Annotated in this window: 14 protein-coding genes; 11 read left to right on the plus strand and 3 right to left on the minus strand. The window is 36.1% G+C overall.

The features are described 5' to 3' along the window. Positions 1-528 precede the first annotated feature (528 nt). Together ACK4M9_RS21925 and ACK4M9_RS21930 are read left to right on the plus strand one after the other, a co-directional pair. Complete coding sequence (locus ACK4M9_RS21925) at positions 529-951, plus strand: hypothetical protein (protein WP_409854906.1); 423 nt, start codon at positions 529-531, stop codon at positions 949-951. A gap of 15 nt (positions 952-966) precedes the next feature. After that, positions 967-5,832 (plus strand): DUF4132 domain-containing protein, encoded by a 4,866-nt coding sequence (locus ACK4M9_RS21930; RefSeq protein ID WP_409854907.1) that lies wholly within the window; start codon positions 967-969, stop codon positions 5,830-5,832. A 210-nt stretch (positions 5,833-6,042) separates the two neighbouring features. Here the strand turns inward: ACK4M9_RS21930 and ACK4M9_RS21935 are convergent, their stop codons facing one another. Next, positions 6,043-7,350 carry an ATP-binding protein gene (locus tag ACK4M9_RS21935; protein ID WP_409854908.1) on the minus strand — a complete coding sequence of 436 codons (1,308 nt, stop codon included), beginning with the start codon at positions 7,348-7,350 and terminating at the stop codon, positions 6,043-6,045. A gap of 259 nt (positions 7,351-7,609) precedes the next feature. On the opposite strand from ACK4M9_RS21935, the gene ACK4M9_RS21940 reads away from it, so the two are divergent. The 3 genes from ACK4M9_RS21940 (at position 7,610) to ACK4M9_RS21950 (ending at position 10,711) form a co-directional block, all read left to right on the plus strand. Further along, the gene (locus ACK4M9_RS21940; RefSeq protein WP_409854909.1) at positions 7,610-8,599 is read left to right on the plus strand and encodes a DUF4003 family protein; all 990 of its coding nucleotides are present in this window, start codon (positions 7,610-7,612) and stop codon (positions 8,597-8,599) included. 172 nt (positions 8,600-8,771) lie between these two features. Next, positions 8,772-10,073, plus strand: a complete 1,302-nt coding sequence (locus tag ACK4M9_RS21945) for an MEDS domain-containing protein (protein WP_409854910.1) — start codon at positions 8,772-8,774, stop codon at positions 10,071-10,073. Between the two features lie 248 nt (positions 10,074-10,321). Then, positions 10,322-10,711: a GIY-YIG nuclease family protein gene (locus ACK4M9_RS21950; RefSeq protein ID WP_409854911.1), complete on the plus strand. Its 390-nt coding sequence runs from the start codon at positions 10,322-10,324 to the stop codon at positions 10,709-10,711. A gap of 158 nt (positions 10,712-10,869) precedes the next feature. On the opposite strand, the gene ACK4M9_RS21955 is transcribed toward ACK4M9_RS21950, so the two are convergent. After that, complete coding sequence (locus ACK4M9_RS21955) at positions 10,870-11,205, minus strand: hypothetical protein (RefSeq protein ID WP_409854912.1); 336 nt, start codon at positions 11,203-11,205, stop codon at positions 10,870-10,872. Between the two features lie 144 nt (positions 11,206-11,349). On the opposite strand from ACK4M9_RS21955, the gene ACK4M9_RS21960 reads away from it, so the two are divergent. Next, positions 11,350-12,240 (plus strand): GNAT family N-acetyltransferase, encoded by an 891-nt coding sequence (locus ACK4M9_RS21960; protein WP_409854913.1) that lies wholly within the window; start codon positions 11,350-11,352, stop codon positions 12,238-12,240. A 135-nt stretch (positions 12,241-12,375) separates the two neighbouring features. Continuing rightward, on the plus strand, positions 12,376-12,789 hold the full coding sequence (locus ACK4M9_RS21965; RefSeq protein ID WP_409854914.1) for a hypothetical protein: 414 nt from the start codon (positions 12,376-12,378) through the stop codon (positions 12,787-12,789). Positions 12,790-12,940: 151 nt separating this feature from the next. Here ACK4M9_RS21965 and ACK4M9_RS21970 read toward each other — a convergent pair whose 3' ends face one another. Then, a complete protein-coding gene (locus ACK4M9_RS21970) occupies positions 12,941-13,393 on the minus strand; it encodes a hypothetical protein (RefSeq protein ID WP_409854915.1) in 453 nt (150 codons plus the stop codon). A gap of 462 nt (positions 13,394-13,855) precedes the next feature. Here ACK4M9_RS21970 and maa point away from each other — a divergent pair, with 462 nt between their 5' ends. From maa to ACK4M9_RS21990, 4 genes are all read left to right on the plus strand, one after another. Continuing rightward, positions 13,856-14,413 carry a maltose O-acetyltransferase gene (gene maa, locus ACK4M9_RS21975; RefSeq protein ID WP_409854916.1) on the plus strand — a complete coding sequence of 186 codons (558 nt, stop codon included), beginning with the start codon at positions 13,856-13,858 and terminating at the stop codon, positions 14,411-14,413. A 112-nt stretch (positions 14,414-14,525) separates the two neighbouring features. Then, the gene (locus ACK4M9_RS21980; protein ID WP_409854917.1) at positions 14,526-14,906 is read left to right on the plus strand and encodes a cytidine deaminase family protein; all 381 of its coding nucleotides are present in this window, start codon (positions 14,526-14,528) and stop codon (positions 14,904-14,906) included. Positions 14,907-15,099: 193 nt separating this feature from the next. Further along, positions 15,100-16,254, plus strand: a complete 1,155-nt coding sequence (locus ACK4M9_RS21985; RefSeq protein WP_409854918.1) for a beta-ketoacyl-[acyl-carrier-protein] synthase family protein — start codon at positions 15,100-15,102, stop codon at positions 16,252-16,254. A gap of 21 nt (positions 16,255-16,275) precedes the next feature. After that, on the plus strand, positions 16,276-16,570 hold a 295-nt coding region (locus tag ACK4M9_RS21990), incomplete at its 3' end, for a P-loop nucleotide/nucleoside kinase family protein (RefSeq protein ID WP_409854919.1).

A 16,570-nucleotide genomic window follows, 5' to 3' on the forward strand; every position in this document is an offset into this window, starting at 1 on the left:
TATTAGGATTTGTTGTCCGTGAAGGGATGTTTTGAGGACTGGATTTCCCAGATATTAGGATTTGTTGTCCTTAAAGGGATATTATGAGGACTGGCATTACCAGTTATTGGGAGTTGTTGTCCTTGAAGGGGTGTTATGAGGATTGAGATTACCAGTTATTAGGAGTTAGTGTCCTTGGAGGGATGTTATGAGGACTGAGTTTCCCAGATATTAGGAGTTGTTGTCCTTGAAGGGATGTAATGAGGACTTAGTTTCCCAGATATTAGGAGTTAGTGTCCTTGAAGGGATGTAATGAGGACTGGGATTACCAGTTATTAGGAGTCGGTGTCCTTGAAGGGCTGTTATGAGGACTAAATTTCCCATATATTAGGAGTTAACGTCCTAGAAGGGGTGTTAAAAGGACTGAGGTTACCAAATATTAGGAGTTAGTGTCCTTGAAGTCGTACTATGCGGACGAATCAAATATTGATCTACTTTCTAATTTTCCCGTCCTGTATTAAACTTAATATAAAAAAATCTTCGAGGTAAATGATGAAAATTTACGTGACGTTAAAAAGTGCGAGTAGGAAGAAAGATTTTTTGACGAAAAAAGAGCTAGTATTAGTAACTAAGCCTCAATCAATGCGACAGTTAATTACAGAGATTATAACCGTAAATGTTCAGCAATTTAATGAAAAAGCGGTTGAAATGCCGTTAACGGATTTTTTAACAGACAGCGAGATTGTCTTACAAAGCACTACCGGTAAGGTTGGCTTTGGTACAACGTATATTGATAACAAAAGTGATGAACAAGCAGCGATTGATACCGCGATCCAAGCGTTTGACGACGGTTTATTCAAAGTTTTTGTGAATGAAATTGAACAAGAAGGGTTGGATCGGCCACTTCTGATTGAAGATGGAAGTGCAGTTGTTTTTATTAGGCTTACGATGTTATCGGGACGAATGTGGTGATGAGGAGAGTTGCTTATGGAACAACATAGGTCGTATTATAAGGAACTAAAAGCAAAAGCTAATGCTTTACCTGAACTAGAAAAGAAAATTATTTTGAAATTGATAAAAATTGCGAAGTCTTCTTACTACTTTGATGAAGGTGATACGAAAAGCGTTGAGACGATGCTACGTGAGTTGGCCAATGGCGATGAAAATAGTCTATTTGATCCCTTAAAAATGATCGTTCGCAATTTTCTAGGAGAGTATCAAGGGGACGTATTTGATTATATTATTCATCACAAGGCTGAGTATTCATATAGCATTGGCTATTACAGGCGCCCGTTTCGCACAATCGAACTGAAGCAGCATATGAGTGGGATCATTTGGAAAGCGGCTTGTCTTATTGACTTATACAAAGACCCGTTTTCACTGATCGAGTATTTAACTACACCAAATTACCCATATGAGAGTGAAGTAGTCAAAGATATTCTCGCTTTTGAAATTGATCATCGCCCAGAGGAAGTTATGCCAGCATTAAAAGAAATTATTTATGGTGAGAATAATACGGCGCTGCTGTCACGGACGATGATTTCAGGATTGTTCTTGAGTCACAATGATGAAGCCTATAAAATGGCCGGCGAGCTGCTTGTTGCAGCAAGACTACAGGAGGGTTTGCGGCAAGCAATTGTCGAAAGTATGGACGAAGGAACGCTTGCGGCGCTGACATATATGTTAAAGCTTGTGCTCGATCACGATCTGATTCGTTACAGTTCTGTTGTTAGAGCTTTAGATGTATGGACAGGGCTTACGTTAGAGGCAGTTAATACGAGAGTCGCGAAACAATTAATTGACTATGGGTATCAGTGTTTAGTTAATAAACAACTGCGAAACGAATGGCTGACTAGTAATGACGTTAATAAGCTATATATGAATCTATGGGCGACTGCTGTTATTGAAGAACAAGACATATCAGACGGAATCCATCAGCTGATGAAAAAGGGTGAAACGTACCAGAAGATTACTGCTCAGTCATTCTTGACTCAAAGCCAGAATGATGAATTACGTTTTTCGATTGCTTGCAAATATCTAGAGCAAACTAATCAAGAGTTACAATATTATGTGTATTCAAACTATGTGTATGACTTTTCAACTAGCTATTCTTACGGGCCTAGGAATCGTAGTTACTTAATTGAAAGAAAACCTGTCCTTGAGGATAAAAAAGAACGATTGCGACAGTTTACGATTTTTAAAGAAGCGTTATTAAAGCTAGGAAAGAAAGAGGTAACCTTTTCTTCGCTTGCTTTCGAAGCTGTCACGATCTCGTATTCTTCAGATCTAATTGCAAATAAAATATTGTATCTTGTCGCATATGATATGGACGACGAATGGATTGCTGAATTATTTACGTTTAAGGATATCGTTAGCGCTGATGTAAGAGGAATGTTACTCGAATATTTCTGTCAGGACGTTTCGAATATGGAGCAAAGGAAGTTTATATTTGATAGTCTAGCCGATAAAAGTATTGCCAACCGTGAGTTTGCCTTAAAAAAATTACGAAAGATTGAACTATCGCCAATTGAAGTTCAAAAGATTGAATCGGTACTAAAGTTAAAAACAAGTTCATTGAGGCAAAGTGCGATCCAAATTTTATTAAAGCAAAGTGAAGTGACGTTGGCTGCATCTGTTGATAGGTTAGTTATAAGTAAAAGCGAGCTACAAAGATTGGCTGTCCTTGAAATCATGACTGAGTTAAAAAATGATCCAGAGCGAACGAATCAGTACGAGAGTTATAAAGAAAAACTAGCCTCGATCACAAACCCAACTGAAAAAGAAAAGCTACTGTTAGCAAAGCTTACTGACAATGAAACGTATAGCTTAACAACTGGCTTAGGTTTATTTAACCCGATAGAAAATTTGCAGCTTTTAACTGATATTAAACCGTTACATGACTATACAGTAAAAAATGTTTTTACTGGATCAGCAGAAAAAATCAAACAATTTCTGTTAGGCCTCTCAGAGTTAATTCATGAGCATCGTAATCATCAGTATCAAGTCGAATTTTATGACGGTTATAAAGAAACGCTCTTGCTTGGCTCACAATTACAGCGGCTGAATGTTGGAGAAGTCACTAAGATTGGTAACTTCCCATTGGCGGACGTCTGGCATGATTATTTAAACAACAGTGCTATCGGCGCAATGGAACTTCTTGAAATGAACTATTACGTTGAATTAGAGCATTTATTTTACAACTACAACCTAATAAAACACTATCATTCGTCAAACGAACAGCGTAAAGCGGAGCTATCTGAGTTATTTCCGATTGAACAAATAGAAGAAATGGTTAGTTGGTTAAACGAGTTAACTTATTTCTCTCAAATTAGTCAACTTATAAGCGCATACTTAATGGACTATGTCCGAACGGAAATTTTTCCGATCGTAAGCAAAGTTCTAAATACGATGCTCCATCAAATTCCAGTCGATGAGATTAAAGGGCAAAAACGGTTTCTTGAATTTTTAACAGCGCCTTGGCTTCAATGGACCGGCCAATCTGTTTTTGACGACAAATCTTTTAAGACCTATTTTCTCCTCAAATATAAGCTCTATTTCACTCACAACTTTAAGCGATATCATTTGAGCTTGGAAGAAACGGCTCGTGCGTTTGATTTAAAATTGATTGACGAGCATGAAGTTTATAAAGAATTGATGGTAAGGGAAGAAAGTAGACAGCATCTTTATCAGCTTACGAATAAGCATCAAGATATCGTTACAAAATTTCCAACGATCGTACCGTTTAGAGAGAAGATCATTTCACGAATTTTAGAGATCGAGCTGAAACGAGGAGATCTGCCAACCGACGTTTCTACACTAGCGATGCAAATTCAATATTATGACGGAATTGAGTATTTTATTAAAATCTTGTTAGCACTAGACAAAGAAACGTTCGTTCGTGGCTATATTTATAGTTATGGTGGCGATTTTGCCAAAAAGGAAGTGTTGAGTCACCTGTTAAAGGTGTGTAACCCAAAAGCAGGAGATGATGAAATCTTACTAAAGGAGTTATTAGAAACTAAAAAAATAACAGAAAAGCGTCTCCTTGAAGCGGCGATGTATGCACCGCAATGGATTGAACTTGTTGCGAGGCTGTTAGGCTGGAAGGGCTTAAGAAGTGCCGCCTGGTATTTCCATGCCCACATCAATGAAATGTTTTCCGCGGAAAAGGAGACGATCGTTGCCCATTATTCACCAATTTCACCGGAAGACTTTAATGATGGTGCCTTTGATATTGAATGGTTTAAGCAGTCTTATCGTGAGTTGGGACCAGAACGATTTGCCATTCTATATGATTGTGCGAAATACATTTCAGCAGGAGCGAATCACCGTAGGTCACAACTTTTTGCTGATGCGACGCTTGGCAGGCTAGAACTTGCAACAATTAAAAAATCAATTGTCGAAAAGCGAAATAAGGACCATCTCTTATGCTATAGCCTAATTCCGATTGATCCAAATGATGCTCAAGATGTATTAACCCGTTACGAGTTCTTACAACAATTTTTACGAGAAAGTAAGGGGTTTGGAGCGCAACGTAGAGCAAGTGAAGCGAAAGTCGTCGGAATTGCTTTAACGAATTTAGCGAGGAATGCAGGCTACAAGGATGTGATTCGACTTACGTGGGATATGGAAGCCCTGAAGATAACCGAAGTGCTTCATTATTTGGAGCCGCATCAGATTGATGAAGAGCTTACCGTTCAATTAATCATTGAAGATCAAGGCAAGGCAGAAATCAAAGTTGTCAAAAATTGTAAGGAATTAAAATCACTTCCTACGAAGTATAAAAAACATGACTATATTATTGCGCTAAAAGAGATTAGAAGTGAGCTGAAAAATCAATATACAAGAGCAAAGACAGAGCTTGAGCGTTCCATGGAAATAGGAAATTCCTTTACAGTGAGGGAGCTAAAGAGAATTGCTCAAAATCCAGTCATTGCACCGCTTATTAGGACATTAGTGTTTAAGGTTAGTGACTTTCTCGGTTTTTTCGCCGATGGTACGTTAAGCGATCCTACCGGGAACCACTACGTAGTTAACGACACAGATGAAATTGTCATCGCCCACCCAATTGATCTGTTTAAAAGTGGCAAATGGAGTACCTATCAACGAGAGTTATTTGATCGTAAGCTGAAGCAACCTTTTAAACAAGTATTTCGTGAAATGTATTTACCAATTGAAGATGAACTTGCATTAGGAACAATTTCACGTCGATATGCAGGGCACCAAGTACAACCACGAAAGACCGTAGCGCTTTTAAAAAATCGGCTCTGGACCGTTAGCTATGAAGAGGGCTTACAAAAGGTTTACTACAAAGAAAACATCATCGCTAAGATTTATGCGATGGCTGATTGGTTATCACCAGCTGATGTAGAAGCACCGACACTTGAAACTGTTCAATTTTATGATCGGTTGACGTACAAAACCATTGATATTGTCAACGTGCCAAAGCTAATTTTTTCAGAAACGATGAGGGATGTCGACTTAGTTGTCAGTGTTGCGCATGTGGGCGGAGTCGACCCTGAAGCAAGTTTAACGACAATAGAAATGAGAATGGCTATTGTTAGGGAAACACTGCGGTTAGTGAAGCTTGAAAACGTCAGGCTAGACGGGAATTTTGCACATATCACAGGAAGGCTCGGAGAATATAGTGTTCATCTAGGTAGTGGGCAGGTTTACAAACAAGCCTCTGGAGCCCTTTATATCATTCCTGTTCATTCACAACATCGTGGGAAAATCTTCTTACCATTTATTGATGAAGATCCGAAGACGGCTGAAATTGTTTCAAAGATTATCATGTTTGCAGAAGATCATAAAATTAAAGATCCAAGTATATTGGCGCAGTTAAGAGCGTAAACTTTTCGTGAGTGATGAAGGATAAAAGTAATCAGAGCTTCACCAGCAACGATTTTTATAACTAAAAATAAAGTGATTATTAGAAGACAAAATAAAAAAGAGGTTGTCCCAGCGATGTTATTTACTCCTACAAAAAAGTAGTTGATTTTAACAACGTTTGGCACAACCTCGTATTTTTTTCGGAAATTGGTATAGCAGAGTGGCTTACTCCTACTCGATTGTAGGTAAGGAAGTTGCTCGTACTGATGCATCTTCAAATCTTTTTAACGGGAACTCTAGTGCAAAGCAGGTCCCAACATTAACCTTACTTGTAACTTTTACTTTTCCGCCCATTATTTTTACGATACTATAAACGACCATCATTCCAAGACCAGTTCCTTTATCTTTCGTTGAATAATAGGGTGTACCGAGTCTATTAATTTGCTGCGCGGTCATACCAATACCGTTGTCCGCGATATTTACAACGGCCTTGTCATCGTTGGCTTCTAACGAGATGTTTAATTGACCACCGTTAGGCATAGCCTCTACGCCATTTTTCATAAGATTGATGAGACATTGATGTAGCTTTTGTTTTTCTCCAACAATAAAAATGTTGTTAGTTTTCCTGTAATTGACTTCAACATTATGTAAGGTAGCATAGGGATTGACAACGTCAATTACATAGCAAATTTCCTTACTTAAATCTAGAAATTCGATATGTTTTAAAGATGGCTTGGCAAACGTCAAATAATCGGTAATTGTAGCGTCAGCTCGATCAAGTTCTTGAAGTGACAAACTGATATACATTGCTTTTTTCTCATTAGAGAGATTATTATCATTCAATAATTGTAAAAAACCTCGTGTAACTGTTAATGGATTACGAACTTCATGCGAAATACTTGCAGCAATATCACTCACTATTTTTAGTTTTTCTAATTGTTTTATTTCGTCAAGTAGAAATAGTTCGTTACGCTTACGTTCGATAAGATGGATGAAAAAAAAGATTCCAAGTAATTGAGTAATGTAAAGTGGAATAATGCTAAGGGAACTTTCTCCACTCAAATGAAGTCCCTTAGTAAATAAAATTCCTAGTAAAGTAAAAACCCCTAATGAAGCCGGAAAAACCGCCATGAAGGCTTTTTCTTTAAATTTTGTTGTTTTGTGAAAGTGTGGTATGAAATACAATAGAAGCAACGTCATAAATGGATAAATGGCCACGACGGAGTAGAAACCTTGATCATGACCTATTAAAAATCGGTAAAAAAGTAAGTTGACAAATAAAAAAACAGCAACCTTTCTTCCCCCGTAGAGTGAACCAATAATGAAAGGAATAAATCTCATATCGATAATAAAGCCCGGAACGAGTGAAACTGAAAAAAACATACAAAGGCCGGTTGCTATACTACAAATAATCCCAATTGCCCATGGAGTTGCTAGTAAGTTACGTTTACTATTAATAAAATGAAAATAAAATAAAAGAGCAAAAATAATGACAAGATTAATTAAAAACGCTTCGAGATCGTCAGAGATAATGAACATGATATGCACCTATTTCTAGTAAAAATATACTATTAGTTAGAACTATTATATAAATTTTCTAGCAAAATGGAATAGTTTCTGTAAAAAAATCCATTTTTTTCAGTAGTAAATTTTTTACCTGTCGATAAATAAGTATAACTTTAAGGATTGAAGATTTTTTGCAAATCATGAAATATTGGTATTGAGAAATAGTAATGAACGGATGAAACTTATCTCGCCTGCACTCGTATATAGTAAAAAAAAGATCGGATGTGAGATCATGGGATTTAATCTTGACGAAGTCGTAAATGAATACGCCGAAATTTATGGACAGCTAAAGAAAGAGTTAAAGTGGAAGGTAAGCGATGAACGTTCCTTAATGTTGGTAGCATCACTCTATATGATGAGCAAAAAATCGTTTGATTTAGAACCGTTTGTAGATGTAAGTGATTATATAAAAAGAAATGTTGGTTTTTTCTCAACGCTAAAGTCATCACAACGTTTTACAACAGCTGCAATGCTTGATATTCGTTATGATCATCCGAAAGAAAAATTTGAAGATTTTATAGATGTCTATGAAAAGTGCGTTAATGGTGGATTTCGAAGAGGCCCTTTTACCTACATTGCAGCGCTATGTCTCCTTCGCGACAATTCCATAAACAAAAACGTAGAAGCACTAATCCAACGTGGAATGGAAGTTTACAAAGCAATGAAAAACGAACACTTTTTTTTGACGGGAGAAAGTGATTATCCATTGGCGCTACTTCTAGCACAAGTAGATCAGGATATTGATGAAATGATGAAGAATATTTCCTATTTTTATCATGAGTTAAATGGGAATGGATTCCGCAGAGGAAACGATTTACAATTTTTGAGTCATATACTGTCTTTACAAAAAGTTGAAGATCCGTATTTACTTATCGCACGGGCGACACGGTTACTAGATGATTTTAAGCAGGCAGGAAGACGAATAAAAACCATTTACTATCCAGTGATTGGAATTCTATCTTTATTGGAAAACTGTTCAAATGAAGTTCCGAATGTGATGAACCTATTTCAGCGCTTGAACTCTGAGAAGTTGTTTAAATGGCATAAAGATATGAACTTCATGATTGCCGTTAACTTGATCGTGAAAGACAAAGTAGAACATAGTAGCTTACTAAGCGCTAGTATTCAAACAACGATTGAAGCTGTTATTCAAGCACAACAAGCCGCAATGATTGCAGCAATGGCGGGTACTGCTGTGGCAACAAGTTCAAGCAATACATAAACGATAGGGCCAGGCATCTTTGTAAAGATTTTAATCGATAGGTGCCTGGCGCCCTTGTAAAGATGTAACAAAGTTAGTCCGATTTCGTTGAAAAATACGATTTTAAAGGGTATTATTATAAAATCTGGAGAGATTTACAAAGTAACGATAGCAACAAGAAAGGGAGGGTCATATGACACTAAAAACTAAATCTATTTCTTTAACCGAAACGATTAAAGTGAGTGATGGATCTCACATATTATATTTTTATTGTTCCCAAGAGAGGTATCTTGATAATCTCGTTTCTTTCATATTGTCGGCAAAAAGTATGAATCAGCATGTTCTTTTGATTGAAAGTTATGAATGTTATGCCACGTTGTTAGAGAGATTATCTGCGCAACTAGGAGACTTGGAACTTGCTAATTTCCTACATTATAAAAATAACCTCGAATTTTACGAAACGCACGGCAATTTTAAATTTGAGAACGCATTAGCAAACTTCAAACATACTATACAGCCCTTCGTTGACGGGGAACTGTCTGTTCGTGTATGGGGGAAAGTTTTATGGAATGCACTTTCCTACAGCAAAGAAGAGTTAAAAAGATACGAATGTGAATGTGATGTTACCCTTAGTGAAATGGGATATCTGACCGTCTGTTGTTATGATGGAAACGTGGTGCCCGCTGCCTTTCAAACAGATTTGATGAGAAGTCATCAATATTTATTAACCGACCATAATTTAGTTAAATCATCGTTATATAATCACCCTGATCATACGATTTTCCCCTCCTTAGCCGCACAGAAAAAGGTAGAAACAGAGCTTGATTTTTATCGGCAAAAGCTTGATTTTATCCATGTTGTTGCCCATGAAGTGCGCAATCCTTTGACAGTTATAAAGTCCTTTGCTTCAATATTAAAAAGTGAATTAGATGATAAAGGTGTTCAAGCAAAACTAAGTTTAATAGAAGATTATTCAGTAGCTATAGATCATGAAATACACCATATTATTCAAACAGAACAAATGATGACAACCGATTCGTTTTGGCAAACAAAATTAATTAAAGCACGCCCCGTCATCGATGAAGTATTAGATGTGATGACGATTAAAGGGAGAACGCAAAATATAAAATTAGAATCAAATATTCAAGTACCATACAACGTGATCATAAATGCAAACTTAATGGGTTTTAGATTAGTTATTTCAAATCTCTTAAGTAACGCCATTAAATATAGTTATGAAGGACATACGGTTACATGTAGAAGTACTATCGAAAATGGCAGATTACATATACATATATCTGATACTGGAGTAGGTATGGATCAAGAGGATTGTGAAAAACTGTTTAAAAAGTATCAAAAGATAAATCAAGAAGTAGCTGGACAAGGTATTGGTTTGTTTATGGTTTACCAATTAGTGACGCACTTTAATGGCGAAATTGACGTTACTAGTCAACTAGGTGAAGGGACGGAAGTTAAAGTATCATTTCCATTATAATTAACTTAGTAGACAGATTTTTTGAATTTCTAAATTGATGAGTAAAGAGTGGATCGGCGAGGTTTATGGCTTGGGTGATTATGACGATGAAGTCGTATTGGTAAGGAATTTGTAAGTGGTGAACATCGCTTATAAACTTTCTGAAAGGAAAAATCGATTCGCTATGTCAATAAACAATGAACTGTTAATGTTAATTAGTGTTTGAAGCGTTGGATAATATCTCGTAGAAATCGAAAGGACTCGTTTTTATGAAACAGATAAACGATGAATTAAATGATACGCTATATGCCATAAAGACTAGAATGAATGATGATTACGGGGAAATTACCGTAGGAAAGTTAGGCTCTTTTTCCTTTGAAAAAGGAGTATATGTATACGTTGGTAGTGCCAAAAGAAACCTTCAGTCTAGAATTGAGTGGCATAAAAAAATAGAAAAAAAACTGCGCTGGCATTTTGACTACTTACGTCCTTTTGTCGAAATCGTAGAGATTAACACGTATTCAGGTGAAGAAGGTGAATGCGAGCTTTTCCATAGGTTAATGAAAGAAGCTAACGGAAGTATACCTGTTCGTGGCTTCGGATCGTCGGACTGCAAGTGTTTAGCTCATTTGTTCTTTATTGGGGAAACAAGTGAATAAAATTCTAAGGCTTAGAAACATCTTCTAAGCCTAGTTTTCTAATGGCTATAAAGATGCGGAAATGAAGAGAAATTTTGTTGAAGTAAGTACGAGGAGATGGCCGTTTATCTGTTTTTGATTTATGGGATATTGAAGAAGACTACTTCGAGCAGGAATTGTCACTGTTTTTCATTGAGATACTCCAAAACACTTTGGTGCTCTTTTTGAATAGCAGTAATTTGCTTGATCTCACTACTTAATTCCTTTTTGTCCTCATCCATTTTTTTCATTAAACTTCCATAATAAAAAGCAATTTCTTTCCGCATTTCCGCTTGTTCATGAGTAATAGTTTCTAGCACATTTTGTACAGCAACTTGTCTTTTGTCTAGAGAATCTTGTTTCATTTCGAAACGTTCTTGCTTCATTTCAAGACGTTCTTGTTTCATTTCAAGACGTTCTTGTCCTTTTTCTAAACCGACTAATTTCGTTAAGATTTGGTTTAAGATTTCTTCCATATTATTCACCTCCTTTTTTGCTACATTATATTATGAAATTAGGCTATTGTCGAGATGAATATACATATATGATTGATAGTGAAAACCACCTTGTTGCTTTGTAGAAAAAATTAGTAAATTTAAAAATACGAAGGAGGGAATGTCATGTCAGAAACAAGAGGAAATGAAACGATTTGTTTAAAACAATTTATTTCAGAAAAGGACTATAAAGAAATCACTCTCCTTGAAGAGCTTTGCTTTAATAAAGATAAAACTAAGTTAAAATTAGAATTAGACTATAAGATAGAGATGGCGGGAAAGTCTGAAATTGGATTAAGAGAAATTAACGAATTTATGTATTTTATTGACGGTAATTTGGTGTCATACATTGGTATTTCAAGTTTTGGCGGCAGTAATATTGCTGAAATCAATGGGATGACGCACCCGGAATATAGAAGAAAGGGACTATTTAGAAAGCTCTTTGAACTTGCCATGCAGGAGTGTGAAAAGAGGGAGTTTGATAAAGTCTTACTTTTAACAGATGGTAATTCTAGTTCAGGTGTTCAATTTGCCGCTTCAGTTTCTGGGGAATATAGTTTTTCTGAGTATCGAATGAAATACCTGACTAAAACACCTGTAGAAAAGCTAAATGTAGTTAAATTACGAAAAGCGAGTAGATCGGATGGAACAGAAATTGCCCGACAAAATGCCATATTTTTTAACCATTCAGACGAGTTCCAATTGCCTTCTGAGGATCTATATAAAACATATATGATTGAACGAAATGAGACTGTAATTGGGAAAATTATGGTTAGCTATAGTGAACACGCTGCCTTTATAAGTGGTTTCGGAATTATGCCAGACTCCAGAGGGAACGGGTTCGGAAAAGCAGCATTAAAGGAAGCGCTACGTTTAATCAACGAAAACAACATCTATGAGGTAGAATTGGACGTTGAATGTAAAAACAATACTGCTCTTAATTTATACAAAGCTTGTGGTTTTGAAGAGCTTTCGGTTATGAATTACTATACCTTTAATGGTGCCAGGCACCAATGAAAGTGAACATTCCTGGTAGAAACCAACAAAGAACAGACTCTTAAATGAGCCTGTTCTTTTTTATGATGAATAATATAAGCGTGGAAACATCAGAATAACAAAGAGGTAAAAAATAACAGATAGGGGTAGTTAGATGTGAAAAAATTAAATGTAGCTTTTCTATTGTTTTGTGTGCTATTGGTAGGTTGTAGTATTGCTGAAAATCAACAACTAACAAGAGTCGATGTTCATTTCGTTAATCTTGATGGAAGCGACGGAGATGCTTTTATGATTACAGAAAAAACAAGTTTAGAGGCATTAAAGCTTCTTTTTAAGAAAGTGAAATGGGAGTCAAATAGTGAAGTAGCGATGCCTAGAAGAGAAGACCTAAAAGCAACATTGTTTGTACAGGTAGAAAAGGATGCGCCTGAAAAGTTGTATGATTATCGGATTTGGTTTAATGATGATGAAACTGTCACAATTTTAAGTAGTAATTTAAAAGAAAGTTTCGGGAAATTAGATATTAAAAATGCAGAGCTTTTGAAAAAGGAATTGGAGAAATTAAAGTAACCGTTTCAGTTAGCTAAAGAAACTAGTAACGATAAGTTTTAAGCTCTAAATAAAAACCGTACCAAAGCTATGTTTCCAACAACTTTGGTGCGGTTCCATTGTACTATTGAAATTTAAATAAGCTATTCTTATTGTAGTTATCTCGTAATACCTATTCTTCCTTTTCGGCCACTTTTTCTAGTGTTACAATATCCTCGTCTTCGTTATCATAATAAGTATATAAGAGGTCACCTTTTATGACCTCATATCTAGTTTCGCCAAGGAAATAACCAACATCCTCATATTTAAAGCCTTGTTCTTTTATCCAAGTCCAGTTGTCATCGTTTATCTTCTTAGCGATCAAGACTAGTATCCCATCATCGTTGAAGATATAAGCGTCACGATCATTAACCAATGCCCAACCCTCAAGATAAGTAGTTTCGAGATTTGGCACCTTCTTTTTTACTTCTTCCATCGTGTCACCGATAAAGACAACACCATCAAAACTAGCTTCTGTTTCTAAGACAGAATTCGGTGTAGCCCCTCCGCTAGTAATCCCTATTGTAAAATTAATAATTGTCAGAGTAGTAATTATTGATACAACTGTAAAAATTAACTTTTTCATACTTTCCCAACCTTTCTTGTATTTTCATACTTACTAAAGGATATTGTGGAAAATTGTAAATAGAATGATTATCTATAGTTTCTAGTTACCCTTTAAGTCGAATTTTTATTCATAGAAGTGAAACGAAATCTCCCAAACGCCAATGGTGCAGCAAAAGAAATAGCCGATACTTCATTCAGGTTTGAGATAAGAATGTATAAAATGCAGGTGAAATGGTAAAGCTCTTAAATTGAAATTTTCTTCCATAATCATTTTGTATTTATAATAAAAGACGGTTTTATAAGAATAACGTTACATAAAATTTGAATGAATCCGCAAAATATAAATCCCTACTATAATATTTAATGAATAATAGATTGTAAATATTATCTTTATTTGAAATAATTGTTATTAACTATTATTAAATTTTTATTAATAGTTATAAGGACGTATTCTCAATGAATGAGATAGGAGATTTGAAAAATGAAAACAGAAAAAGAAAAGATGTTGAATGGTGAACTTTATTTTTCGGCTGACCGTGAACTAGTAGACGATAGAACGAATGCACGAAGATTAACGAGATTATACAATGAAACAATCGAGACGGAAGAGAATAAAAGAAAAGAGTTATTAATAGAACTATTAGGGTCAACTGGAGAACATTTATATATCGAACCAACGTTTCGTTGTGATTATGGGTACAATATTCATGTTGGTGAGAATTTCTATGCGAATTTTGATTGTGTCTTTCTAGATGTATGTGAAATTCGGATCGGTGATAATTGCATGGTTGCACCTGGTGTACATATCTATACAGCGACTCATCCACTAGATGCCATCGAAAGAATTTCCGGTGCTGAATATGGGAAACCGGTAACAATCGGGCACAACGCTTGGATCGGTGGAAGAGCAGTAATTAACCCTGGAGTAAACATAGGTAATAATGTCGTTATCGCTTCTGGTGCTGTCGTGACAAAAGATATACCCGACAATGTTGTTGTCGGTGGTAACCCGGCAAAAATCATCAAACAAATTGAATGAAAGTAAAATTGCCAGTAAATAAGGTGCCAAACTAAGGTGCCTGTCACCATATAGATATAGTAAGGTGCGAGGCATCTAAAATAGATGGCACCAAATAGGGGAGGAATACTTGATGATGGAAATGGATCAATTACGGGAGATTGCCACCAAAAAGGTGAACCCACAAAAGTTATCGAAAGACTGTTACATTGGATCGGTTGCTTGTGTACTCATGACTGACAAAGGAAATATGTATACTGGTGTTTGTATTGATGCGCCCTCAGGGATCGGATTTTGTGCTGAGCATGCAGCGATTGCAAGTATGGTAAATAACGATGAAACTAGAATAGTTAAGATTGTAGCTGTTGGGAAAAACGGTAAAATCTATCCGCCTTGCGGTAGATGTCGGGAATTTATCTATCAAATAAACGCAAAAAATATTGATGCAGAAATACTAGTTGAAGAGAATAAAATAGTGAAATTAGCAGAAATTCTTCCCTCTAGGTGGAATTAGAGAATTCGATCGGGTACATCAGTGAAATATCGTGTTGTAAATACGCCGGGAGGAACTGGTATGCTGAATAAAAAAAGGGGAAACATGGAAGTGTTTGTTTGGGCTTTGATAGCTGGATTACTTTTTTTAGTTTGGTTGATGATGCGGTAAAATAGTTTGATAGGTGTCTACTAATAATGAGAAGAGGTGAGATATGGTGCAAATTATTTATTCAGGGAAAATTACCGACTTTAAAGGACGTCAATTATCTATCAACTTTCAAAAGCAATTTTTTAAGGAAGCTATTAATATCCTTAGCAAGCTCGTCTCAAAAAACAAGAGAGTTGCCTATTTTTTTATTGACCCGCTTCTTAACGGCTTTGAAGCTGCGAATCACTTTTACTTTGGTGTCTTTGAGTGCGAATCAATCGATAAAATTAATTGCTACAAAAGTGGAGCAAGTCCGATACAAGCGTTAGCAGATGCAAAGGAACTGATTGACAATGGATTGTACGATGTCGTCTTTCTCTTTGGTTATGAGCCGTTATTAACAAACAAAAAAGTGTATGGAAAAGAAGCGGTGACGAAGGCGATGAATATTTTTGACAAACATAGTCTCATTCAATGCTATAACGAATTAGCCCATCGACTTTGTCAGGAATTAGTTTTATCGGAGAAAAATTTCAAAGATTTATGCGATCAATTGTTTATGAATTATTACAATACATATAAACATGTTTCAGGTAAAGAGGTTAAGTTAAATAGAGGGCGACAACTAGATGATCAACATGCTGATTTATTCAAGCTGACGGACTGTGCGAACCCGAATATTGACTTTGCAGGAGGCATGATTTTAACAAATGAAAACACCGCTGAATATTTACAAGTTCCTCATAAAGAGCAAATCAAGGTTACAGGTGTAAAATATGTAAGTGTCAAAGGATCTCCTGATCACATTGATAAAATTGTTGGGCATACAGGGAACGTATTTCCACATTTAAAAGCTGCATTTTTACAAGCTGAAGCTCAATCAAAAATCAATGTAGTCGAACAATACAAACAAAGAAACTTGTTTCTTGAAGTTTATACGTGCTATCCACCAGTCCCAATCGCATTCTTATTGGCAACTGGAATAATTGATACAATTGATCAGTTACCTCATTTATTAGAAGAACATGAAATTACGATTACTGGAGGCATGAATTTTGCTAGAGCCCCTTGGAATAATCCAGCCTTAAATGGGCTCATCGAAATGCATCAAAAACTAAAGGCTGGGCCCGCAACATATGGTTTAGTTCATGGTAATGGTGGGATTGGCGAAATTCAAGGAGTTGCAATCTTGGAAAGAGGGTGCCAGGCACCTTACTAATAACGCGGGGGGGTTAAAAATTTGGAAAAACTGGGGACACTATACTTTTTCTGTGGAAAAATGGGCGCAGGAAAATCAACTAAATCAAAACAATTGGCGATAGATAAACATGCGGTACTATTGTCAGAGGATGAATGGCTTTCATCTCTTTATCCCAATCAGATTGCATCATTTGAGGACTATATAAAATTCTCAGCGCAGCTCAAGCCGTTGGTAAAAAAGCATGTCCAAAACATATTAAGTGTCGGTACAGATGTAGTGATGGATTTTCCAGCTAATACTCAAAAGCTGCGAAAGTGGTTTTTGGATTTGGCGT

This window comes from Anaerobacillus sp., assembly GCF_046314235.1.
Lineage (GTDB): Bacteria > Bacillota > Bacilli > Bacillales > Anaerobacillaceae > Anaerobacillus.

Coding starts and splice junctions, on each gene's coding strand:
- ACK4M9_RS21925 (WP_409854906.1), top strand. CDS start 529: ATGATGAAAATTTACGTGACGTTAAAAAGTGCGAGTAGGAAGAAAGAT.
- ACK4M9_RS21930 (WP_409854907.1), top strand. CDS start 967: ATGGAACAACATAGGTCGTATTATAAGGAACTAAAAGCAAAAGCTAAT.
- ACK4M9_RS21935 (WP_409854908.1), bottom strand. CDS start 7,350: ATGTTCATTATCTCTGACGATCTCGAAGCGTTTTTAATTAATCTTGTC.
- ACK4M9_RS21940 (WP_409854909.1), top strand. CDS start 7,610: ATGGGATTTAATCTTGACGAAGTCGTAAATGAATACGCCGAAATTTAT.
- ACK4M9_RS21945 (WP_409854910.1), top strand. CDS start 8,772: ATGACACTAAAAACTAAATCTATTTCTTTAACCGAAACGATTAAAGTG.
- ACK4M9_RS21950 (WP_409854911.1), top strand. CDS start 10,322: ATGAAACAGATAAACGATGAATTAAATGATACGCTATATGCCATAAAG.
- ACK4M9_RS21955 (WP_409854912.1), bottom strand. CDS start 11,205: ATGGAAGAAATCTTAAACCAAATCTTAACGAAATTAGTCGGTTTAGAA.
- ACK4M9_RS21960 (WP_409854913.1), top strand. CDS start 11,350: ATGTCAGAAACAAGAGGAAATGAAACGATTTGTTTAAAACAATTTATT.
- ACK4M9_RS21970 (WP_409854915.1), bottom strand. CDS start 13,393: ATGAAAAAGTTAATTTTTACAGTTGTATCAATAATTACTACTCTGACA.
- maa (WP_409854916.1), top strand. CDS start 13,856: ATGAAAACAGAAAAAGAAAAGATGTTGAATGGTGAACTTTATTTTTCG.
- ACK4M9_RS21980 (WP_409854917.1), top strand. CDS start 14,526: ATGATGGAAATGGATCAATTACGGGAGATTGCCACCAAAAAGGTGAAC.
- ACK4M9_RS21985 (WP_409854918.1), top strand. CDS start 15,100: ATGGTGCAAATTATTTATTCAGGGAAAATTACCGACTTTAAAGGACGT.